Annotated in this window: 21 protein-coding genes; 8 read left to right on the top strand and 13 right to left on the bottom strand. The window is 58.0% G+C overall.

Translation table 11 applies throughout. The features are described 5' to 3' along the window. Nucleotides 1-353: 353 nt before the first annotated feature. Both M7439_RS10770 and M7439_RS10775 read left to right on the top strand, forming a co-directional pair. Nucleotides 354-2,864, top strand: coding sequence for an SEC-C metal-binding domain-containing protein (locus tag M7439_RS10770; protein WP_298342762.1), 2,511 nt, complete (start codon nt 354-356; stop codon nt 2,862-2,864). Nucleotides 2,865-2,969: 105 nt separating this feature from the next. Then, on the top strand, nt 2,970-3,806 hold the full coding sequence (locus M7439_RS10775) for a GNAT family N-acetyltransferase (protein ID WP_308464495.1): 837 nt from the start codon (nt 2,970-2,972) through the stop codon (nt 3,804-3,806). Nucleotides 3,807-3,911: 105 nt separating this feature from the next. Here the strand turns inward: M7439_RS10775 and M7439_RS10780 are convergent, their stop codons facing one another. Further along, entirely contained in the window at nt 3,912-4,298 is a 387-nt protein-coding gene (locus M7439_RS10780) for a hypothetical protein (protein WP_298342767.1), read from the bottom strand. 291 nt (nt 4,299-4,589) lie between these two features. After that, on the bottom strand, nt 4,590-5,045 hold the full coding sequence (locus M7439_RS10785) for a DinB family protein (protein ID WP_298342770.1): 456 nt from the start codon (nt 5,043-5,045) through the stop codon (nt 4,590-4,592). Nucleotides 5,046-5,148: 103 nt separating this feature from the next. On the opposite strand from M7439_RS10785, the gene M7439_RS10790 reads away from it, so the two are divergent. The 3 genes from M7439_RS10790 to M7439_RS10800 all read left to right on the top strand — a co-directional run bounded on the left by M7439_RS10790 (nt 5,149) and on the right by M7439_RS10800 (nt 7,899). After that, complete coding sequence (locus M7439_RS10790; protein ID WP_298349255.1) at nt 5,149-5,394, top strand: hypothetical protein; 246 nt, start codon at nt 5,149-5,151, stop codon at nt 5,392-5,394. A gap of 398 nt (nt 5,395-5,792) precedes the next feature. Then, nucleotides 5,793-6,737, top strand: a complete 945-nt coding sequence (locus M7439_RS10795) for an ice-binding family protein (RefSeq protein WP_308464496.1) — start codon at nt 5,793-5,795, stop codon at nt 6,735-6,737. Between the two features lie 169 nt (nt 6,738-6,906). Further along, entirely contained in the window at nt 6,907-7,899 is a 993-nt protein-coding gene (locus M7439_RS10800) for a class D sortase (protein ID WP_298342776.1), read from the top strand. A 149-nt stretch (nt 7,900-8,048) separates the two neighbouring features. On the opposite strand, the gene M7439_RS10805 is transcribed toward M7439_RS10800, so the two are convergent. From M7439_RS10805 to M7439_RS10835, 7 genes are all read right to left on the bottom strand, one after another. Further along, nucleotides 8,049-8,696 carry a peroxiredoxin gene (locus tag M7439_RS10805; protein ID WP_298342779.1) on the bottom strand — a complete coding sequence of 216 codons (648 nt, stop codon included), beginning with the start codon at nt 8,694-8,696 and terminating at the stop codon, nt 8,049-8,051. 7 nt (nt 8,697-8,703) lie between these two features. Further along, nucleotides 8,704-9,360 (bottom strand): hypothetical protein, encoded by a 657-nt coding sequence (locus M7439_RS10810; protein WP_298342782.1) that lies wholly within the window; start codon nt 9,358-9,360, stop codon nt 8,704-8,706. A 2-nt stretch (nt 9,361-9,362) separates the two neighbouring features. After that, the gene (locus tag M7439_RS10815) at nt 9,363-9,935 is read right to left on the bottom strand and encodes a hypothetical protein (protein ID WP_298342784.1); all 573 of its coding nucleotides are present in this window, start codon (nt 9,933-9,935) and stop codon (nt 9,363-9,365) included. Then, nucleotides 9,932-10,216, bottom strand: a complete 285-nt coding sequence (locus tag M7439_RS10820) for a hypothetical protein (protein WP_298342787.1) — start codon at nt 10,214-10,216, stop codon at nt 9,932-9,934. The genes M7439_RS10815 and M7439_RS10820 overlap by 4 nt, the downstream gene beginning before the upstream one ends. Nucleotides 10,217-10,296: 80 nt before the next feature. Next, nucleotides 10,297-11,313: a M56 family metallopeptidase gene (locus tag M7439_RS10825; protein ID WP_298342792.1), complete on the bottom strand. Its 1,017-nt coding sequence runs from the start codon at nt 11,311-11,313 to the stop codon at nt 10,297-10,299. Beyond that, nucleotides 11,310-11,690 (bottom strand): BlaI/MecI/CopY family transcriptional regulator, encoded by a 381-nt coding sequence (locus tag M7439_RS10830; RefSeq protein ID WP_298342795.1) that lies wholly within the window; start codon nt 11,688-11,690, stop codon nt 11,310-11,312. The genes M7439_RS10825 and M7439_RS10830 overlap by 4 nt, the downstream gene beginning before the upstream one ends. Before the next feature lie 183 nt (nt 11,691-11,873). Beyond that, nucleotides 11,874-12,377, bottom strand: a complete 504-nt coding sequence (locus tag M7439_RS10835; protein ID WP_298342799.1) for a heavy metal-responsive transcriptional regulator — start codon at nt 12,375-12,377, stop codon at nt 11,874-11,876. 112 nt (nt 12,378-12,489) lie between these two features. Between M7439_RS10835 and merA the strand changes: the two genes are divergently transcribed. Beyond that, nucleotides 12,490-13,923, top strand: a complete 1,434-nt coding sequence (gene merA, locus M7439_RS10840) for a mercury(II) reductase (RefSeq protein ID WP_298342802.1) — start codon at nt 12,490-12,492, stop codon at nt 13,921-13,923. A gap of 59 nt (nt 13,924-13,982) precedes the next feature. On the opposite strand, the gene M7439_RS10845 is transcribed toward merA, so the two are convergent. Both M7439_RS10845 and M7439_RS10850 read right to left on the bottom strand, forming a co-directional pair. Beyond that, nucleotides 13,983-15,344, bottom strand: a complete 1,362-nt coding sequence (locus M7439_RS10845) for a sensor histidine kinase KdpD (protein WP_298342805.1) — start codon at nt 15,342-15,344, stop codon at nt 13,983-13,985. Beyond that, nucleotides 15,341-16,039 carry a response regulator transcription factor gene (locus tag M7439_RS10850; RefSeq protein WP_298342809.1) on the bottom strand — a complete coding sequence of 233 codons (699 nt, stop codon included), beginning with the start codon at nt 16,037-16,039 and terminating at the stop codon, nt 15,341-15,343. Before M7439_RS10850 ends, M7439_RS10845 begins: the two co-directional genes overlap by 4 nt. A gap of 257 nt (nt 16,040-16,296) precedes the next feature. Between M7439_RS10850 and M7439_RS10855 the strand changes: the two genes are divergently transcribed. Next, on the top strand, nt 16,297-17,217 hold the full coding sequence (locus M7439_RS10855; protein ID WP_298342811.1) for a DUF5666 domain-containing protein: 921 nt from the start codon (nt 16,297-16,299) through the stop codon (nt 17,215-17,217). 129 nt (nt 17,218-17,346) lie between these two features. Here the strand turns inward: M7439_RS10855 and M7439_RS10860 are convergent, their stop codons facing one another. Next, nucleotides 17,347-17,871, bottom strand: coding sequence for a methylated-DNA--[protein]-cysteine S-methyltransferase (locus M7439_RS10860; protein ID WP_298342814.1), 525 nt, complete (start codon nt 17,869-17,871; stop codon nt 17,347-17,349). A 528-nt stretch (nt 17,872-18,399) separates the two neighbouring features. Here M7439_RS10860 and M7439_RS10865 point away from each other — a divergent pair. Continuing rightward, a complete protein-coding gene (locus M7439_RS10865; protein WP_298342816.1) occupies nt 18,400-19,215 on the top strand; it encodes a tyrosine-protein phosphatase in 816 nt (271 codons plus the stop codon). On the opposite strand, the gene M7439_RS10870 is transcribed toward M7439_RS10865, so the two are convergent. Beyond that, the gene (locus tag M7439_RS10870) at nt 19,197-20,537 is read right to left on the bottom strand and encodes a glycosyltransferase 87 family protein (protein WP_298342819.1); all 1,341 of its coding nucleotides are present in this window, start codon (nt 20,535-20,537) and stop codon (nt 19,197-19,199) included. The genes M7439_RS10865 and M7439_RS10870 overlap by 19 nt on opposite strands. Nucleotides 20,538-20,613: the final 76 nt, after the last annotated feature.

Genomic DNA, 20,613 nt, shown 5'->3' on the forward strand with positions numbered 1-20,613 from the left:
CCTATGGGTTTGGCGACTACAACTATCACCAGTATGCCCATAGGGAGCCTGCCTTGTTGTTGTAGATGTGCACCCGCCTGTACCTAGGCCTCTAGGTCCCCTCCAATGCCATGCAGTTTTGGTGTCCGCCAGCGTGCAATTATTTGGCCGTCACTGTGCAGTTTTGGATGTCCGCCAATGCCTTATGGGAGGTGTAACGGGTCCCAACGAAGCAGTGGATGAAGGGCAAATCTGCGCGAGTCGTTTTCTAGAAGCTTCACGCAATGTAAGCAGGGTAACGTCGTGGGAATCATCAGGGATGATATGCCGCGCTACTCGCAACACGTACGCAGATCTTTGGTAGCGTGAATGAGATGGAGTTTGATGATGAATTGCTGAACGCCGTCCATGAGGAACTTGGTCGCGATGCGCTGCCCATCGGGATCCTCGCCACTCGCCTGCGTGAACGAGAGGATCTCACCTCGCTGGTAGGGGTCCCTAGTGAAGAGCTTGCAGAGATACTCCGAGAGGAACTTCCCTCAACGGGCGAGTTCTGGCTGACCCGGAACGAGATGGTGATCGCAATCGACAACATGCTCGATGGTGTCAAGCTCGCTCATTGGGTGACGTCATTCGAGCTTGAGCATGAGGTGCTCGAAGCCTTCCCTGATTTAGCTCTCATTGACTGCGATTTAGTCGAGGCCATCCCATTAGCTGATGGCGGTGAGCTTGCCTTCGAGGTTGGCTCTGATCTTGGCTTCGCGGAACAAGAGGATGCAGAATCAAAGTTCTTCTACAAAGGAAGTCGGGATTGGTTGCGAAGTATCGAGGAACCCTCGTTGGCGGTGCTAGCGCGCCGTGATGGCGTGATCGCTGTGGAGTTAGGTGAACACATCGGCGACGGTGTCCGCGAGGAGGAGGCGATCCGGGAGGCATTCGATGAGCTCAGTGAAGCTGGAGAGCCACTCGACGCCATCGAGCTGCTCCTTGAGGTGCTGGCTCGTGACGCAACTCTTTTTCGCAGTCCGGTGCCACCCTTCACCGATCTGTGCGAACGTGTCGGCTTGAAGGCGGTCGGTTCAGTTGTCTATGTTGCTGGCGATGAGCTCAGCGCGGGCGGGATGGTCAGGGATGCCATCGCAAAGCAGTTTGGTTTTGACCGTTGTTGTGAGACAGCCTTTACTGAGGTGCTCGTCTACTTGCTGGGAGCGTTGAGTGATGACGACCCTGTTGATGACGATGATGAAGAGCAGCTGGGCCGGGTTATCTTGGGGCATCTTGCTCATGGTAGTGTGACACCAGCACTGGGCGAAACCATTCTCGAGGACAGTGGTGAACCCAGTACCGTTCTAGACGCATTTCTTGCAAGGCTGAGCGCTGCTGGGCTTGAGTCGGCGCAAACCCACTACTTGCAGGCGTTGAATCTAGAGCGTGATGGTGCAGTGGTAGAGGCCAAACAAGAGCTTGAGTTGGCAATCAGGTTGGACCCTTGGTATCGTCCAGCCTTGGAGGAGTTGGCCTGGTATGTGAGCGATAGTGGCGACCTACGACGTGCTGATGGACTCTACGCAAGGGCCGGGGTCGATGAGGACGAGCCCGAGCGTGCCTACCTGCAGGATCTTTTGTCCCAGCCAGCACCAGGGGTCGGACGCAATGACCCATGTCCTTGCGGATCAGGTCGTAAATACAAACTCTGTTGTCTGGGCGACAGGACTCGACCGATCGAGAGGCGAATTGGCCTGCTCTACCAAAAGATCGTCACCTTTGCGCTCCGGTCCCAAAATCAAGATCTCGTGCGGCCCATCATGGAGACCATGGAAGATAGCGAGGTGGAGGCGCTCCAAGGTGCAACGCTCCCATTCCTTATCGATCTCATAGCAATGAGCCGTGAGATGTTGGAACGTTTTCTCAACGTCCGGGGCACGCTTTTGCCAGCTGACGAGCTCCAATTGGTCCGCGAGTGGGTCGATCTTGGTCCATCACTGTGGCAAGTCGTTGCGATCGATCCTGGCACCTCCATCACGATGTTCGATACCATCGGTGGTCTCTCGCGAGTGGTGCAAGAGCGGTCGATGGCGAGTGAGATCAGTGTGGGTGACTACCTCTATGTCCGCGTGGTTCCGGCGGGGACAGGGTTTCAGGTCATCGGCATTCCGCTACGGTTGTCAGCGGTACAGAGAGAGACTCTGTTGGTTACCCTTAGCGCAGGGGGTGGTCCGACTGAACTCGCTGCTTGGATCAGGTCGATGTCGACTCCTGTCGAGATGAGGACTTTTGATGATGAGGAAGTCGTGTTCTGCGAGAGCGTGCTTGTCTCGCAGACCACCAGTTGGGAAGAGATGACGCCAGTCCTCGACAAGCTGTTCGAGCGTGACCAGGGAGAGCGTTGGAAGGTCATCGATCGAAGCGCGTCACACGGGATGGTGCGTGGTTGGCTAGAGCGTGTTGATGACCAGTTGGTGGTCACGACGAATGCCGTGGAACGTGAGGAGAGTATCTTAGGAATGCTAATGGGAGCCATCGACGACCTTGAGATCGTTGAGGCAACACGAAGGGATTTTGAGGAGGTACAAGAGGACCGAGAGGACGTGTCTTTGTCACCGACTTCGAGAAGCCGACAGTTGACAGAGGAGCAGATCGCCTCGAAGGAGGTGCAGGCAGCGCTAGAAAAATTTATTCGGGAACGAGAGATGGCCTGGCTTGACGAATCGATTCCGGCATTGCATGGGCTCACTCCACGGCAAGCGGCACAGGATCTAACTCGTCGAGAGGAACTTGTTGCCCTCCTGAACGAATTCGATCATTACCCCACCCCTGGGGCTGGTGCGGTCACCTTTGATGTGGACCGACTGCGTGCACTCCTTGGGATTGGACGCGATGGCTAAGTCGATTTCTCGTTATCAGGCGCAGAAGGCGGTGAAAGGGAGGATCGGCGTTGCGGCGCATCAGCCGCGGTGAGGCTCACACGGTTGCAGGGGTCTAAAGCGTCGATGATGACGACCGAAGTTGCGTTGCTGCGCACACGGGCTGACCAGTACCTCGATGAGGCTCCGCGCGCAGATAGCGAGGCGATCTCCGTCGGTGCGCTGACGCTGTTCGTAAGCCGCACGCCATGGGCCTATTATGCCCGTCCTGATCGGAGTGGTAGAGCGGTTCGCCCACGAGATCTCGTGCGGTTGCGGCGTGCCTGCAAGAACTGGCGACAACCACTCCAGCTCGAGTGGATCTGCGACCTACACCCATCGCTGGAGGCGGTGGTCCGCAAATTTGGACTGATAATCTCGGAACATCCACTCCTTGTGATGACACAGGAGATGCTCGAGGTGCAAAGGAGGTCAGTGCGCACCGTCGTTCTCGATCCAGAGGACTTGGGGCTGCTCAAGGCTCGCGCTGTCGCCCATGTCGCCTTCGATCAGACGGTGGGCACACAGGCTGGGGTCGTACAGCGGGAGGCTCGGTTTGCCCAACTCGATGCCGACGAGATCCGACATGTTTTCGCGCGGGCACGCTCGGGGCGAACCGTCACGGGGATAGCTGTCCAGGAGGGGAGCGGAGCGGTCGCCGTTGGCTCCTACAACCGGGTGGGTGATACCGCTGAGATCGTTGGCGTTGGAACCCTGCCCGCCTACCGCCGACGTGGCTTTGGATCAGCAGTCGTGCAGCTCTTATGTGAGAACGCCTTCGCAAATGGTATTCAACTTGTTCTCCTTACCGCTGAGGATGAGCAGGTCGCTCAGATCTATCAGCGCCTTGGCTTCCGTCGCATTGGAACCTACATGGGTGCCGAGGAACAAGGGCCAAAGGTGGATCGCGGTGGCCGATCCTGAAGAAGTATGACTGGATCCAGTGACACGGGTTTGAGACGACAGACTCATGAGGATCTTGGCGATCTCTCGTGAGTCTGCCTCTCTGGTGTGGTTGCGCTCAGCGCCCTAGACCATCGTCTCGATCTGCTTGAGGATCTTGTTTTCCACTTCTGCCGTCCAAGCCATCTCAGCGATGTCAACGGGGAGAAAGAGGTCGGAGACCAGAAGGGTCTCGATGGCGGTGACCGCGAGTTCCTTCTTCCAGTTCCCCACCCCAATGGTAAGCGTTACATCATCAGATGGACCTGAAAGCGAGATTATGAGTGCACGTTGAGCCGAGATGACTTCACTGAGGAAGCCGCCCTTCTTGGCTTGCACGACATAACCCTTGTCTGCATCACCTGCGCTCTCAACGGTAAACCCATCACTCTTGAGATACTCTTCGATCTTGTTTGCGAAAGTATCGAGATCAACCTGCTTGCCCTTGAATGATACGGACTTCTTTCCAGCCATAAGGTGTACTCCTTTATTGGGATAGTCATTATTGGGATAGTTATTTTATCGGGGATATCGATGTTGGGGATAGTCAACAGTAGCCTGCCACGGATATGGGCGTGATGCAAACCGATTCTTTCAGGTTCTGCGCGATCACCAGATCCGTGGCTCCAGGGCGCGAGGAACTGAGGTATCACGCACCCTCTGTTTCAAGGTCCATCTCAGGCGAGCAGTTGACAACGAGCGAGGTGATCGCGTGATCGACACGGTCGTGATCGGCCGTGAGAAATTGTGATTCCAGTCTTCAGGTCAACAACCAACCGCCCCATCAAGGAGTTCTCGAAGGAGATCTGCGTGTCCATTATGGCGGGCGTACTCCTCGACGAGATGGGTGAGGATCCAGCGGAGGCTGACTGGCTCATTGCCACCAATACTGAGCTGATCAAGCGTGAAGGCTGCCATCAATTGATCGCTCCGGCGTTGTTCCTCTTCCCATGCGTCGCGGTCGTGAGCGAACGAACTCGTCTCAAGATCGTTGAAGTCTGCGTCAGGGGAGGAGTCGCTGCAGTAGTAACGCGTCGCGGTGGTGATGCCATGGAGCACGGTGCTCGTCCAGTAAAACTCTACTTCGGTCAGATGCCGAACCAATCCGTGCAGTGACAGGGAAGAGGTGGGGATGGGCCGGTCATTCAGCCGTTCCTCATCGAGTCCTTCACATTTGAGGAGCAACGTCACGCGGTGATAGTTGAGCCATCCTTCGAGCATCTCGCGCTCGTTCGCGCTTGGTGCTGGCTCGCTGCGGCGCGGATCAATCAAGTCGTTGCTCAATGGTTCTCCCTCGGATCTCGGGCCAGCCGTGTCTCGTGTCGTGAGTAGTTTCACTTTTTGGGGTTATCGCGTGGTCCGGCGTCGGGCAGATCGAGCGCGTGCCCCTGTGGTGATCGCACGTCAAGCCTACGTTATCATAGATCGTCCACCGACTAGAGCGATTGAGCTGCTTGAGGCCCCCGTTGGCGAGACGACCAAGCAGGTGCGTCGTTCCAACAGCCGTCAAGGGCTCGGGCTGGTTGGCGGTGGCCCCACGAGCTCCGCCAAGCACAAAGAGCGGCAATGATGAAGAGGATCCCATGATGGCAGGAGGGCGACCCAACATCGATAGTCTCGGCTTTCACCTCCTCAACTCATGGAGGCGGCTCGATGTTCTAACTCGGGACCAGGTGGGTTGATCCGGGTGCCCGCAGGCCAAGGCCCAGCTGGTGGCGGGTTCTTGAAACGCGGAATAGATTGCGGTTCCAGTTTGTGTCCGAATATTGTGCCCCATTAGCTCCGATAAAAAGAGAAGTTGTCGCCGTTTTATTGAGATCACACTCACTCCTGCTGAGCTCAGAGCGAGCAGTGATAGCGAACGTAGATCTTCGACTTGTTCAAAGTGATTTCTTTGGGCTTCACACCCACTGTTGCAATATCGAGGAATTCGGGAAAAGTCACTCAGCGAGGAGTATTATTATCTCTGTGAGATTAAAAAATATTCTGTTGGGTTCCAATCAAAAAGTATGGTTGGCGGCGCTTTCTGTCAGTGGAAGTGTCGTTCTGGTCGGAGGTGTTGTTGCCTTTACCCCGCTGGTTGCCGTAGCCGCCTCTGTGCCCAGCATTGACCTGGGGACGGCGGGTGCCTACTCGGTGCTGGCCGGCTCTACCATCACGAATACGGGCAATTCGACCCTGCAAGGGGATCTCGGGCTCTCGCCTGGAACTGCGGTAACGGGGTTTCCGCCTGGGCTGGTCAGTGGTGCCACCAATGTCGGTAATGCCAATGCCGAACAGGCACAGGTCGATACAACGACGGCGTATACGCAGGCTGTCGATGCTTCCCCTTCCACGACCCAACCGGCTGATCTGATCGGCCTGACGCTTTCACCTGGAGTCTATTCTGTGCCAGCTGGTATTTCGAACCTGACGGGTACCTTAACCCTTAATGGGCAGGGCAACCCAGATGCAGTGTTCATCTTCCAGATGCCATCAACGTTGATTACGAGCAGTGCAAGCGATATCGTGCTAGAAAACGATGCAAACGCATGCAATATTTTTTGGCAAGTGACGAGTTCGGCAACACTCGGTACGGGTTCATCATTTCAGGGTACGATCATAGCCCTCACCTCAATCACAGCGGACACAGGCGCAACAATTACTGGGCGTCTGTTGGCTCGAAATGGTGCCGTCACCTTGGATTCGAATACGATCGCTAATCCCGTTTGTTCTGCAACGACGACCACCACACCGCCGACCAAGACCACCACACCGCCGACAGCAACTCCAACTGGGGCGACGGTTGTGCCAGCGTCGCACACTGGTGAGCCATGGTCGGGGTGGCCATGGTGGCTTGGAGTGGGAATCATGGGGTCTGCGGGTCTCCTCCTTCTGCGGCCGAGGCTTGCCAGAGCTCACCAGATTCGGTAACGATCTCCGTCATTGCTGTGCATTTTCATGAAGGTGACGGGTGTCCATTTACCTCGGAGGATCTTGATCGCCCTGATCGTTTTGGTTGGCTGAGGCCAGTACGCACCAGGCTGGCCCACGACTTGATAGCGGGTGTCGGTGCTGACTCAACGTCTAGGTGGTGGTGCGCGTGAGATATCGACGGCGACTGGTCCGCGTTGTGGGCGTGCTGCTACTCCTCGGGGCGATTGTTGGCGTGGCCTACCCATTGTGGTGGCAGCATCGCCAAACCATTGAAGGTAGCCGAGAGATTCATCGGCTTGTGGGTATGGCGGCAGCTAGTTGCACTGGTGTGTCGTCAACTGGCCCTGGTGTACTGCGTATTCCCGCGGTGGCGGTGGTCGCTCCCGTTGTGGAGGGCACCTCGGAGGCCGTGTTAGCCATCAGCGTTGGCCATGAGTCATCGAGCCCCTGGCCGGGTGAGCGCGGCACATCGGTCCTTGAGGCACATGACGTGGGTTACTTTGCGAGTAACCAGTTACTTCGCCCAGGTGATATCGTCACCTACACCCGCGCCTGTCGAACCTATCGCTATCGAGTGGTCGGACACTATATCCTTCATCCAGGCGATACCATCCCTTCGCCAGGAGCAAGTGGGCTTGTGCTGGATTCATGCTGGCCAACTGATGCGCTGTGGTTCACCCCGAGTCGTCTTATCGTGACTGCGGTGCTCACCGGGGTGCGTAGCGACAAGCGTGTGGCTACGAGCGTGGTCCCAACGGTGTTCGTGCCACTCCTGCCCCGAGGCATCCCAACGCCCCCCAACCTCTTTGATGAGGGCTGGTTGGCCGGAACCTTGACCTTTACTGGCACACCCGCACTCGCATGGAAGGATGGACCGGCGCCTCTGGCCTGGGAGCGCGTTGGCCTTCGAGCGTTTTCGGCATTGCGAATGGGTGAACAGACCAGGGCATCATGGCTCTCCTTGCTCGCGCCTGGAATGACGCCCCCTCTCGTCCTCGGTGGAGACTATTCCAGCGGGACGCCGGTGGACGTCGCCGAGGAGGTGCAAGGCACTTCGGTACATTCGGTGACCATCACCACGCAAATCCAAGGGGTGCAGGTCTCGGTTACCGCGACCCCGGTTGCTGGGAAGCTTCGTGTTACGGCCATAGAGCCCTAGGTTGCGATGTACGGGACCGTCGATCAGGAGAAGCACCGATCCCAGGGACAAGAAAGCAAAATTGGTCGTGCTGCGTGGCGGCAAGGGACGCCGCCCAAAGGTTGTCCAGCTGGGCTAAAAGGAGTGTCCGATTGGGCTACGCAGAGGTGCTAGATTTTGGCCGCCGCCCGTAGGAGCGGTTTGATCGTCGCTACTGGGGCCGTGTTCTGATAGGTGATGACGCCATGGGAGTCGACTAGCAGGTAGTAGTCGGGGATCCCCGCCGCATCGTAGCGATGGCTCAGCCCCGCACTCGCCATCCCCCACTTCCATTCGGTATCATGAAATGCTTTCCCTGCGGCACTCTTGGCGAAGGCCTCGAGCTTACCCAAGGCGTGATTGCTAGGTCCAAAATCGCCAGAGAGTCCCATTGGCAAGACGGTGATACCATCGTTGGCAAGGACATGGAGCTGGTTTGCGACGGCGGGAATGCTGACCGCACAGCTCGCGCATCCGCCGGCGATGAACCAAACCATGAGAGCGTGTCCCCGATAACTCGACAGCGTCTGTTTTTGGCCGTTGAGTGTCTCGAAGGAACCCTTGATGGTTGGACCTTTCGCCGGAGGTTGGTACCCGTCGCTAACGGTCACCGTCCTGTTGTTGGCGGTAGACGTGGTGTTCAACGCTTGGGCTTGCGAACCCTTTGCAAAGTGCAGCACGCCATAGCCGATCAGACCGATGATGAGTAGCACGGCTACGCTCTCAATGAGTCGGCGGCGGGGGTGATTGTTGTGATGACGCGGTGGTTGCCTGGTCATGGGTACCTCAGATCTGCTTGATAGCCTTGAGTAACTCGGGCATCGTCGCTGAAGGAGAGCTGTTGATGTACGTTATCTTGCCAGCGCTGTTGATCAAGTAATAGATGTCGAGATAGCCAACAGGATCGTAACTCTTGGTGAGCCCCAATGATGAGATTCCAAAAGTCCAATCCGGGTTGTTGTATTGGTTGCCGGCTAAGTCCTTTGCAAAGCTTGTCATGCTCGGACCTGTAGACCCCAAATCGTGATAAAGTTCGATCTCTTTGACATGGACGCCGGCATGAGCGATGGTGGCAAGGTTCTGTGCCATCACCTTGGTACCCGCCTGACAGGATGAGCACCAGGTTGAGACGAACCAGACAAGAGTGGGGGTGCCCTTGAAGGATGCGATCGTCTCGCGTTGGCCGGTCAGGGTGGCAAAGGTGCCGTTTGGGGTGGCAGAGCCGACCGGAGGGAGTGGATCGGCGGCGGGGGTTGTCGTAGATCCACTCGAAGAGGTGGGGGCAGCGGAGGAGCCGCGGTGAAGATTGGTCAGCCCAACCGCTGCGAGAACGATGGCGATCACCGCAGCGGCGAGTCCAATGAAGAGGCGACGCTGCCGGTTGTGCTGTCGCTCTTGATAACGTTGGGCTCTTCGGGAATTGGGATTTGGTGTCTGGGTCACGACTATACCTCGGTTCTGTCAGTTTGTGCGGTGGTCAACACGGAATTTTGGGGGAGGCGACAACGAGCGCGGCAGAGGCGAGAACTCGACCACCAGATCGACCCAAGCAAGATGACCAGGCTGGCCGAGAGAAAGAGTGTCTGCTGGGTTGCGAAGAAGTGCTGGATGCTCCCCGTTGCGGTGTAGAGACCAAGGGAGGAGAAGCCCACGAAGGCGAGCAAGGTCGGTACGATTGGCGTACAGCAGAGGAAACTCGGTACAAGACTGGCCACAAAGGCGAGTCCAGTGAGCGAGGTCGATCCTGCGGAGACCACCTCACGCATGGCCATGACTTGTATTACCAGAACAAGCCCCATCGCGGTGCCGAGGACGATACTCCAGAGCACGATATAGGGATCAACATAGGACCAGTTGGAGAAGGCGATCTGCTGAGTGAAGTCAAAGGGTAACAGCAATGAGTAGATGAGTGCGAACAGCGTCGCGAGTCCGATCCAGCCAAGGCGTCGATAGGGTGACCGAGCGACGAGGAGGAAGGTCTCGCGGAGATGGTCGAGTTCTTCGCTCAAACGGGTCATTTGATCGCGGCTCCATCGGTAGGCGAATCACAGCAGCCAAACGATCCAAAGCCCTGCTGATGATGGGATCGGAGCAGGTGGGCCCGGCGTAGGCGCCACGCGACGAACACGCCGAGCGCCACGAGTCCGAGGCCAATGCCTCCAATCCAGGCTGCCCCAAGGACACCAAGCGTGCCCACCAGCAAAGGGCCTCCACAGCACAGCAAAGGAGCCAGTGCGATCAGCCCGACGAATCCCCAACCAGATTTCTCTGATTGTGCGGTTGGTACAGTACGAGACACGGTACCTCCTTGTTTCGAATGACTAGGACACCTTCATACTACTACAAAAACGTAGTAACACTGCCCAATCGATGAAATCCTCAGGATCGTTTCACAAAGCCGAGGATAGGTGGACGATGGCGGAGTAGGTGGTTGCTCACCACGAAGATGAGCAACGAGATCGTTAGCCCACAGAGACTCAGGCCCGGGGAGATGAGGCTGTGGGTTGTCATTAGACAGGAGCTGACGACGACAAGGATGGCCGGTGCTATCAGCGCAAGGATGACTCCAGCGAGTTGTTGCGGTGATGAGGGCATCGGTCCTTGCAGTCGTCGGATGCGATAGCGAAGGTCGTCGGATCCATTGAACGACGCCACGGCTGGTCCGTTGGCACGTCGGGTGGCTACTTTGGCGACGGCTGACAGGATGATCTGGGGGCTGACGACTTTACGGGCCTCATTATCGGCAGCCACCTCAAGCTCTCGCGTGAGACCACGCCAAGCAGCACGAACAGGAGGCAAAAACGCATAGCCACCGACGACGCTGGTGGCGAGAAGGAGTAGTCGCGTATGGCCGAGCCGGAGGTGAGCCGCTTCATGCTCAAGGACCGCATACCGTTCGTCGACGGTGAGCAGGTCGAGTGTGCCGGTGGTGACGACGGCAACGGCTTGAAAAAACCCGATTGAGGCCGCCGCTACTTCATCGGAGGCGACGATCGTGACGGTACCGCCCAGGGCTGATCGGTAGGAGTCGGTCGTCGTTGGTGTGCAGAGGTCGCGTTGGGTATGACACATAGCGCGCGCGCCTCGAAAGAAGTGAATCCCAAGCGGCACAAGGAGCAGTAGGCCAAAAAGATAACCACTCAGATTCCAGGGTGCTGATCCAAGCCCGAGATCGCAGCCAAAGGTACTCAGTTGGTGGCCAAAGAGTAGATCGACGAGGGATCCTGTGGTGCACATAATCCACGCGGTAGGCACGATGACCCAGCCGATCAGTGCCAATAGATAGCCACCGCTGATCGCCTGTGGGGCGTTAACCAGGCGACTGAGACGCTCCAGGCCGTATGGCAAAAAGGCGAGAATCAGTATCGCCATTGACCCGAGGAGTAGGAGGGTCATGACTCGCGTTGCCTCTCAATGATGGCTGCGAGCTCCTCCAGGAGGGCCTCATCGTGGATCTCGTCGACGAAATAGGTCAGTACCCGGCGCGGATCTTCGGACGCTGCGAGCAGACGGTCGATCTTCTTGGCGGCGAGGCGGTCGAGGCCACCATTGATGGAGAACCGATTAGCCCCAGCGCTATCGGTACGCTCCACGAGTCCTTTGTCGACCAGCCTGCCCAGCACGGTCATGATGGTTGTGTAGGCGCGTTTAGGCTCGTCGAGTGCCTCGTAGACCTCGCGGCCAGTCAGCGCATGGTCGCTGGCGACGAGGATCTCGACCACGCGCCCCTCGAGGTGTCCAACTTTGGTGCCGGCAATGGAGATTCGTTTCATGATGCGTTCGCCACCATCCCTTCCTCGTCTCCGTCCACGGGGACCGTGTCACTATCGTTTTGTAGTATAGCCACCTTCGATCTGGGCGACCGATCTTCGATGAGGTACTAGGGACCGCCGAAAATGAGTTCGGTATCGATGGCATGCAAGCAGCGGAGCCCGCGCAACCACATGGCGGTGGTGCTACTGGTGGGTGCGAGCGGGTCGAGGTCGATGGCCGATGGTGCGTGGCGATACCGTATGAATTGACGATGTGATCTCGGAATCTGGGTTCGTGGTGGCGCCGTTGAGGTGGTTAGGGATGAGGTGACAGACGTTGCCAGGTAGACAATCTTGGGCATCGAGGTTCTGCGCACGATCGATGAGTTGATCGAGAGTAGCACGGGCCTGCGTTAACTCATCGATTTTGTTTTGATACTCCGCTGCTCGTTGCTGCAGGAGGGTGAGGACATGTTGGCAGGGCACGATCCCTGCTTCGCGATAGGCCATGATCTCCTTGATCTCCTTGAGTGCGAGCCCTACCGATTGGCTTGCCTTCACAAAACGCACCTGATCGATGGCGTCACTGGAGTAGTCGCGGTACCCCTCTGGGGTACGAAGGGGTGCGCCGAGGACGCCGATTGCTTCGTAGTACCGAAGGGTCTTGACTGAGACCTGGGTTGCTGTGGAGATTTCACCGATTCGCACTTTTCTCATGCTAGTTGAACCGTCCAGTCAACTGGAGGGTTTTTAGCATATGAAGAACACAAAGCGTCAGAAGCTAGACCTCTGCGCTCGTTGACGAGAAGGAGACGAAGAGATGAGTAAGAATCCAACCAAGCAGTACGATCTCGCCATCATCGGATCAGGAAGTGCCGCCTTTTCGACGGCTATTCATGCCGTAGGCCTTGGTGCTCAGGTGGTCCTGATCGAGCAAGGAACGATTGGAGGAACCTGTGTGAACGTCGGCTGTGTGCCCTCCAAGGCGCTGCTGGCTGGGGCCGAAGCGCGACACGAGGCACTCACGCAGCCATTCCCGGGCATCAGCACCAAAGCAGGACCGGTGGATATGGGCGCGCTCATCGGGGGTAAGAGCGACCTCGTTGCGGGGTTGCGCCGTGACAAGTATGAAGACCTTGCGCAAGCCTACGGTTTTCCGGTGATCCAGGGAGTCGCCACCTTTGGCGTCGATGGCGCCTTGCGTGTTCACCATCAGGGTGGAGTCGATGGTGGCGAGGAGATCCGAGCGGATCAGTATGTCATCGCGACAGGGGCGATGCCGTCGATTCCCGCGATTCCCGGTCTCGCCTCGGTCAAGTACCTCACCTCGACCACCGCGATGGAGCTCGAGGAGCTTCCAGGCAGGTTGATCGTCATCGGGGCGAATGCGGTCGGACTCGAACAGGCTCAACTCTTTAGCCACCTTGGTGCAACGGTCACCATCGTCGAAGTGCGCGATCGCATCGCCCCCTTTGAGGAGCCGGAGATCTCAGCAATGCTCGAGCGCGTGCTTGTTGAGGAGGGTGTTGAGGTACTCACGGGTGCAATGATCGGAGGTGTCTCACAGATTGGAGACCAGATCCGCATCGAGCTCACTCACCTCGGCCAGAGCCGCAGCCTTGAGGGCGATGCACTGCTCGTCGCCACGGGTCGCATGCCCAACACTGCCGCACTTGGTCTCGAGCATGTTGGCGTTGCGCTTGGTCCTCGCGGTGAGGTCGTCGTCGATGACCAGCTGCGCACGACGAACCCGAAGATTTTTGCGGCCGGTGACGTGACGGGCGCTCCCCAGTTCGTCTACGTAGCTGGACAGCATGGTACCATCGTGGCCGACAACGCGTTGAGCAATGCCGGACGGAGGGTGGACTATCGGACCCTGCCTCGAGTGACCTTCACCACTCCGCAGGTGGCCTCGGTGGGCCTGACCGATGAGGGTGCGATAGCTGCGGGCTATCGGTGCGATTGTCGGGTTCTTGAACTCAGTTCGGTGCCACGTGCGCTGGTCAACCGGGATACACGAGGATTGGTCAAGATCGTCGCCGATGGTGACACCGGCGTCGTATTGGGAATACACCTTCTCGCAAATGGAGCCGCTGACAGCATTCTCGCGGGTGTCTATGCGCTTGAAGCGAACTTCACCGTCGACCAGTTGGCATCTATCTGGGCGCCGTATCTGACGATGTCCGAGGCGATTCGCCTTGGCGCGCAGTCCTTCACGCGCGATGTCGGCATGCTCTCGTGCTGTGCCTCTTAACCCGTCGGTGTCGTCCGCCAGTCTTGGTTGCGCGGTCCACGTGATGGCAATGTCGCATCCTAACGGCGTGCCTGGAAGGTAAAGCCGACGGTGACCCTGTTCCCCGGTTCGTCATTGCCGGGTTCGCTAGGGGTGTTATGCACATAGGTTGTTCCCTCGAGCGCCGTGATGATCTCGCGGACGATGGCAAGGCCGAGCCCTGAACCTTGAACGGCACGGGCCGTTGGTGCCCGATAGAAGCGTTCAAAAAGATGCTCTTGGTCGTTCTCATCGAGGGGGTCGGCCACATTGGTGACCTCCAGCGAGGTGGGAGTGAGCACGACAGCGATCGTCGTGTCGGACGGGGAGAACTTCACCGCGTTATCGAGGAGATTCGAGATCACGCGTTCGATGGCCAGTTGCGTGACGCGTAGAGTGATCGATCCTGGTGGCAACGTCGTTGCGAATGATCGGTGCGTTCTGGCTTCGAAGCGCGCGATTAGAGCGGGTACGATCGTGCAAAGGTCGACGGTCTCCTCAGTATCGTTCGTTTGGCCCTCAATAGTGAGCGTGACGAGCTCGTCAAGGAGGCTCGTGAGCTCAGCGGTCTCGCTCTGAAGGTCGGCGAGGATACGTTCCCGATCACTCGATCCGAGAGTGTCATAACGCCGAAGCAGGTCGATGTTGGTTCGCAGCGAGGTGAGCGGAGTTCGCAGTTCATGTGAGGCATTTTGTACCAGTCTGCGCTGGGCCTCCTCAGACTGGTACAGGTCCTCCAAGGTGTCCCGGAAGGAGCGTGCGAGGACGCCCACCTCATCGGATCGCTCCACGGCGCGTGCGAGATCTGGTCGGTCGCTGGTGGTGAGGGTGTTGGCGAGGGCGAGGATTGGTCGGCTGAGCGTGGAAGCCACGAGGTAACCGATGATCGCTGCTACGGCGGCGGCACCGAGGACGAGAAGGAGAAAGCGCGTCCGAAGGACCGCCAAGGAGTGCACTACATCATCGATGTTGCGACCGATCAGCAGGGCACCACGATGCCGATATTGGATCGTGAGGATTCGATACGTGATGCCCCCTACCCGTTGGGTGCGGAGCCAACGAGGAGCGAGATCCCTTGCGATCGCTCGATCGCGGTTCGTCACCGGTAACATCCGAGCGCCAGCGAGGGGGATCACCTTCCCGCTACGGGTGATCGCCTCTGCAATGGCGAGGGCAAAGAGCCCTCCTGGTCGATGGCGGAGAGGGTGCAATCGGGCCGCGGATGCCGATCGCGCCACCGTGATCGTGGGAGCCCGCAGGGTGGTGGCGGTCGAACGGAGCGAAGTATCAACCGATGCCATCAGCTGGTGTGAGGTGGTGGTATAGGAAAGTGTCGCCACAATCAGGCCAGTGACGGATGCAAAAACTGCGAGGACAAGCGCGAGTCGGGCGCGCAGTTTCACGGTCGCATCAGGACGTAGCCAACCCCTCGTACGGTTCGAAGCAGCTTTTCTTCGCCGGGGAGCTCAAGCTTTTTGCGGAGATATCCAATGTAGACCGCCAAATTCTTCGAGTCAGGACCAAAGTCATAGCCCCAGATACGATCGTAGATGAGATGGTGTTCGAGGACCGTTCCGGCGTTGAAGGCGAGTAGCTGCAGAAGGTCAAACTCGGTTTTTGACAGGATCAATTCTCGGTCCTTCCGGTAGGCGCGACGTCCGCGCTCGTCGATGCGCAGGTCACCAAGGATGATCCACTCGCCGTTGGATCCATACGATGATCGGCGTAGCAGGGCTCGTACCCGGGCGAAGAGCTCATCGAGCGCGAAGGGCTTGGTAAGGTAGTCATCGGCTCCGGCATCGAGCCCCAGTACCCGATCGGTGACTTGGGTGCGAGCGGTCAGGAGAAGGATCGGCGTGTTGTCTCCGGCGTTGCGTAGTTGGCGACAGACACTCAATCCGTCCACGTGCGGCATCATCAGATCGAGAATGATGAGTTCTGGTCGGTGTTTTGCGATGGCTGTGAGCGCTTCGTGGCCATTGGATACGGCGATCACCTGGTAGCGCTCGAGTTCAAGAGCAAGCCGGGTGGAGTCACGGGTTGCACGGTCGTCCTCTGCGAGCACAATGGAGGTGGACGGTTCTTGGTTGGTAGCCACTGTCTTTGGATAGTAGTCCAAAGTTGGTCCCGAAGGAGAACCCGACTCGAAGAGCAGTGGCCGCAGCTGAAGTTTTTACCTCCGTTTTACCTCGCCCTTACCCTTCTCTTGCCTTTGGCAATGAGACTATGGGGTGTGCGCCGTGGACGCATGAACCAGTGGCGACGGTGCAAGCGTTGTGCGCGTCGTGAACAGGTTGAGCCCTGCGGTGTGCTGAAGCAGGCGTTTGGGTCGTTATGGCAAGAAGGAGGAGAGAGATGAAACGGGTGAAATTCCTACAAAATCAAGGATCGCGCAGGACAAAAGGGGTTATGGTTGGGGCCCTCGCCGGCGGGTCGGTGGCCCTGATAGCCCTCGGGTTCGCCTCTGCCGACACTTTTGCCACGCATACCACGCCGACCTCTGCGCAGTTGCTAGCTGCTCCCACGGCCAGCACGACTCACGACACCACTGCCCACCATAGAAGGGCCCGTGGCCTTGTCGGACGGGTCATTGCGGTAACGTCGAGCACCTTGACGGTGCAGACCCGTGGTGGCGTCACGAGGAGTCTCCAACTGAACACCTCCACCCGGTATCTCCAGGGTGCGGCCACGGTCAGCCCTGGGTTAATCAGCGTTGGCGCGTTCGTGCGTGTCAAGACTCACCAATCCTCCGCGACGGTCGTACGGATCCTTGAGGCCAGAACAGTCGGTGTGGTCATCAACATCTCTGGCGGGTCGATCACCATCACGAATGATCATGGCCTCACCCGGACATTGGTCACCTCCAGTGCCACCACCTATCGCGAGGCGGGTTCGGTCGTGACGCCAACCGCGTTGCGAGTGGGAGAGTTGATCACCGCGCGAGGCACCCCTGCGTCGAACGGAGCGGAGTTGGATGCCACTGCGATCGTGATAGCGCTCGGGCACTTTCGTGGCACGATCACCGGGATCAACGGCTCGGTCGTGACGTTAGGACTTGCTGGAGGGACAACGGCGACGGTGACGCTGAACGGGTCGACCACCTATCGCCAAGCAGGCGCCACAGTCTCGGAGTCAACACTCACTGATGGCCAACGCGTGGTGGCAGTTGGCACGATCACCGGCACCAACGCCATGACCGCCGAGAAGGTGGTGATCACGCGGAAGACGCCTTCGAGCTCCGCATCCTCGCTCTCCACACCATTGGCTATCGCTTAGGCGGTAGGTGCCGCCTGAACCTAGAGCAGGCCCTTGTAACACCGAGTTTGTGCGAGCCACGCTATATTGTGGTGGGCAACAAAGGGATGGATATGCCCTCTCTTGTGTCCGATAGGCGATCCTTCTGTGTCAGTGTGCTGGTCGCTCGCGAGGTGATCGGTGGTCGTGCAGGACTCGCTGTTCATGGTCCAGCAGAAAGCGTTTGTGCTCCAGCCCGCTGGCATAACCGGTGAGCGATCCGTTGGCTCCGATCACGCGATGGCACGGCACCACGATCGGTAAGGGATTTGCACCGATGGCGAGCCCAACCGCCCGAACCGCACGCGGACGACCGATCATGGCCGCGATGGATCCATAGTTCGTCGTTGTCCCAAATGGGATCGTGCCTAAGGCGTCCCAAACTTGGTGTTGGAAGCTCGTGCCTTGAGCCAGGAGGTCGAGGTCAAAGTCCATCGAGGTCCCCGCGAAGTAGGCACCGAGCTGCTCAACAGCCTGTGAAAGTGGTCGCGAAGGGCTTGTCGAGAGGGCGTCTAGGGAGGTTGGTTCGATGAGATGGATGGCGTGAAGGTGCTTCTCATCACCAACGAGGGTGATTGGTCCGAGCGGTGACTCGATGGTCATTCGATGGAACCTGGCAGTTGGTGAGATTGACATGACGATTTCCTCCTTGGATCTTGGCAGGCAACGGCAATGGTTGTCGTGACTGGTGCACCAGTTCGAGATCTTAGCAATCGATGGGTCGTTGCATTCCGCAGGTTCCGATCGTACCGATCAAGAATCGGCCCGACTATCCGGTGCTAGCGACCCCGGTCAGCATTGCTTTCTAGGACAGTCGGTTCTTGGTGGAACGAAAGAGTGACGCAGCAATGTGCGATGACCCATCGGCTCTGGACCGTTACAAAAATCCTCTCTTCACCCATAATGAGAGTATCGCAGTAGTGAAAATATGGCAGCAGTGCCGGAGTAGCGCATGGCTTGAGACATCTGCGGGGAACCAGTCGAAGGGAATGGCCTGACCTTGCATGCTTCGCAAGAGGCCACGAGTCTGTCCTTCTCCAGCGCTGCGTGGCACGAGGGCACGCCCCAGGAGCACTGAAGGCAGCGGTGGTTATCGTGAGCGCATCGGTATCGGGGCGATCCATATGCGAAGAATTAACCGGATGGCTGTGTAGGGTTTCACTGGTGTTCACCCAGCCCCGGCATGCTGTGGTGGTGGAAGAGAGTCACCCAGACGAGACCGTACCAGGTGACGCTCCCTCGATCGCGAGAGTTCGGTGGTTGCCACTTGAGGGAGCGTGGAATGTTCGCGATCTCGGTGGGTACCCCTCAAAATTCGGGAGCGTGCTAAGAAGCGGCGTGCTGCTACGCGGGGACTCTCCGCACCGTTTAACCGCTGACGATCTGGCGATACTTGCTCCACTGAATATTCACAGCATCGTTGACCTTCGCCGACCGGAGGAGGTTGCACACTTTGGATCTGGTCCGTTGGCTGATTTAGTGCAGGTGATCCTGCACGTACCGTTGCGACAAGCCTCGCGGCCAGTAGACCCCCTTGACACCGATAACCTGGTCGCGCTCTATCGCCACTATGTAAGCTATGACACCGAGGAGTTGGTTGAGGTCATCTCCTTCGTCGCTGATCCACGGCACCACCCCGTCTTCATTCATTGCCATGCAGGCAAGGATCGTACCGGCGTGGTCATCGCCCTCATACTCTCGTTACTCGGGGTTCCAGATGCCTGGATCGCCAGCGACTACGCGTTGACGCAGGAGGCATTCACTCACTTTCTTTATCACGTGGGAGCGGTCGTGCGCGAGGTGGAGGTGACGGCCGAGCGCCGCAGCCAAGTCGATACCATGCTGTCGCTCTTGGCCGGAATCCGGGAGTATTACGGTTCGGTCGAAGAACTGTTACGCGCGCATGGACTGACCGCCTCGGAGGTCATGAGTTTGCGTAGTGGACTACTCGAGCCGGCCTATCAACCGAAATTCTGTTGAGTTCCGGGGCTGGTGAGGTCCGCGTCGAGCGTCTCGACCTGCGAGCTGCGGGCTCCGAGACGGAGGTCGAACTTGTGGAAGATGATCGCCCACACCACCATATTGGCGGGGTAGAGGAGATAGCCAAAACGGGTCGCTGGTGCGAGCATGATGGCGATAAAAAAGACGAGTGCGACGTAGGCGGTCATTGCCGCGGGTGATCCTGGACGAAGACGTCGATACAGTAAGAGTGCCAGTTCGCCGCCGACCAGCACAAGGGCGAGAATGACGAGAGCGTGGAGCTGGCTCCCGAAGATACCGACCAATTTCTGGCCGATGAGCGGCGACTCCGCTGGTGATTTGATCTTGGTCAACCCAAGCGGGAAGAGAATCTCGTTGACGAAAAAGGCCCTTGGGTTGATGAGGCTCGCGATGGCGATGATGGGTGCCAGGATCGCGACCAGTGCGCCGCCGTAACGAAATCGCACGTGTCGATTGGTGTTGGGCGGTTGGACGAAGATCAAAGCAAAAGCGAGCGGCCATGCCGTGAGTTTGATCGCGGCTGCGACCGCGCTGGCAATGCCTGCGAGTACTGGTTGTCGGCGGTAGCTCAGAACAAGGGCGAGGAGCAAGAGAGCGACGATCGGTAGATCGTCACCGCCGGTGACAAGTGGCAGTGCACCCGTGGGGAGGATAAGAACGAACTGGAAGAGGCGAACGCGATCGTCGGCTGAGAGGCGGCTCAGCGCGAGTGCGACGACGGTAATCACCAAGGTAAAGAGTGTGAGACTCACTCTGGCATCGCGCAAGGCTTTGGGAATCGTGAGTCCATTGGGAACACCAAAGATAATCATCCCAGGCAAATACGGTACAAAAGCGGTAGCGTCGGTCTTTTTGGAGAGGTTTTGTGCGCCGGTGCCAACCGTGTTTGGCGCGTTTAGGTAACAGTTCTGGTTGTGGACAACGCGGTCGCCGCAGCGTTCGATGACCGCCACCTCGTCCTGTGCGTGAATCCCTGGAACGTTGTTGACGCGTTGAGCGATCGAGATACTCAACGGCACCACGAGACAGAAAAGAAATAGTGAGACGACGAGGCCGCGACGAGTGAACCGACTTTCTTGGGCTCTCTTGTGGCGGGATAACAGAAGCGCGATGAGCCCGACGAGGGCATAGGGAATGACGGCTAACGCCGCCCACTGTCGATAATCAGCATGCGTAGAGATGAGGAGTTGACCGATGGCAAAAATAGCAGAGGCCAGATAGAGCAACGAGTCCTGTTCGAGGGGGGTGAGTTGGGCGAAGATGCGCCAGAGTTTTTTGCCCGTTTGAGGCGAGGATAGCACGCCGGTATTCTAGTGCGCCAGGGGACGCTATAGGTGCAAAGGCGATAACGTCGCTGTGTCAGGAGATCGATGATGG

It is taken from the genome of Ferrimicrobium sp. (assembly GCF_027319265.1).
Taxonomy (GTDB): domain Bacteria; phylum Actinomycetota; class Acidimicrobiia; order Acidimicrobiales; family Acidimicrobiaceae; genus Ferrimicrobium.

Bases quoted from the DNA above. Each gene is read 5' to 3' on its own strand.
- M7439_RS10770 (WP_298342762.1), top strand. From the start codon at position 354: ATGGAGTTTGATGATGAATTGCTGAACGCCGTCCATGAGGAACTTGGT.
- M7439_RS10775 (WP_308464495.1), top strand. From the start codon at position 2,970: ATGATGACGACCGAAGTTGCGTTGCTGCGCACACGGGCTGACCAGTAC.
- M7439_RS10780 (WP_298342767.1), bottom strand. From the start codon at position 4,298: ATGGCTGGAAAGAAGTCCGTATCATTCAAGGGCAAGCAGGTTGATCTC.
- M7439_RS10785 (WP_298342770.1), bottom strand. From the start codon at position 5,045: ATGCTCGAAGGATGGCTCAACTATCACCGCGTGACGTTGCTCCTCAAA.
- M7439_RS10805 (WP_298342779.1), bottom strand. From the start codon at position 8,696: ATGACCAGGCAACCACCGCGTCATCACAACAATCACCCCCGCCGCCGA.
- M7439_RS10815 (WP_298342784.1), bottom strand. From the start codon at position 9,935: ATGACCCGTTTGAGCGAAGAACTCGACCATCTCCGCGAGACCTTCCTC.
- M7439_RS10825 (WP_298342792.1), bottom strand. From the start codon at position 11,313: ATGACCCTCCTACTCCTCGGGTCAATGGCGATACTGATTCTCGCCTTT.
- M7439_RS10830 (WP_298342795.1), bottom strand. From the start codon at position 11,690: ATGAAACGAATCTCCATTGCCGGCACCAAAGTTGGACACCTCGAGGGG.
- merA (WP_298342802.1), top strand. From the start codon at position 12,490: ATGAGTAAGAATCCAACCAAGCAGTACGATCTCGCCATCATCGGATCA.
- M7439_RS10855 (WP_298342811.1), top strand. From the start codon at position 16,297: ATGAAACGGGTGAAATTCCTACAAAATCAAGGATCGCGCAGGACAAAA.
- M7439_RS10860 (WP_298342814.1), bottom strand. From the start codon at position 17,871: ATGTCAATCTCACCAACTGCCAGGTTCCATCGAATGACCATCGAGTCA.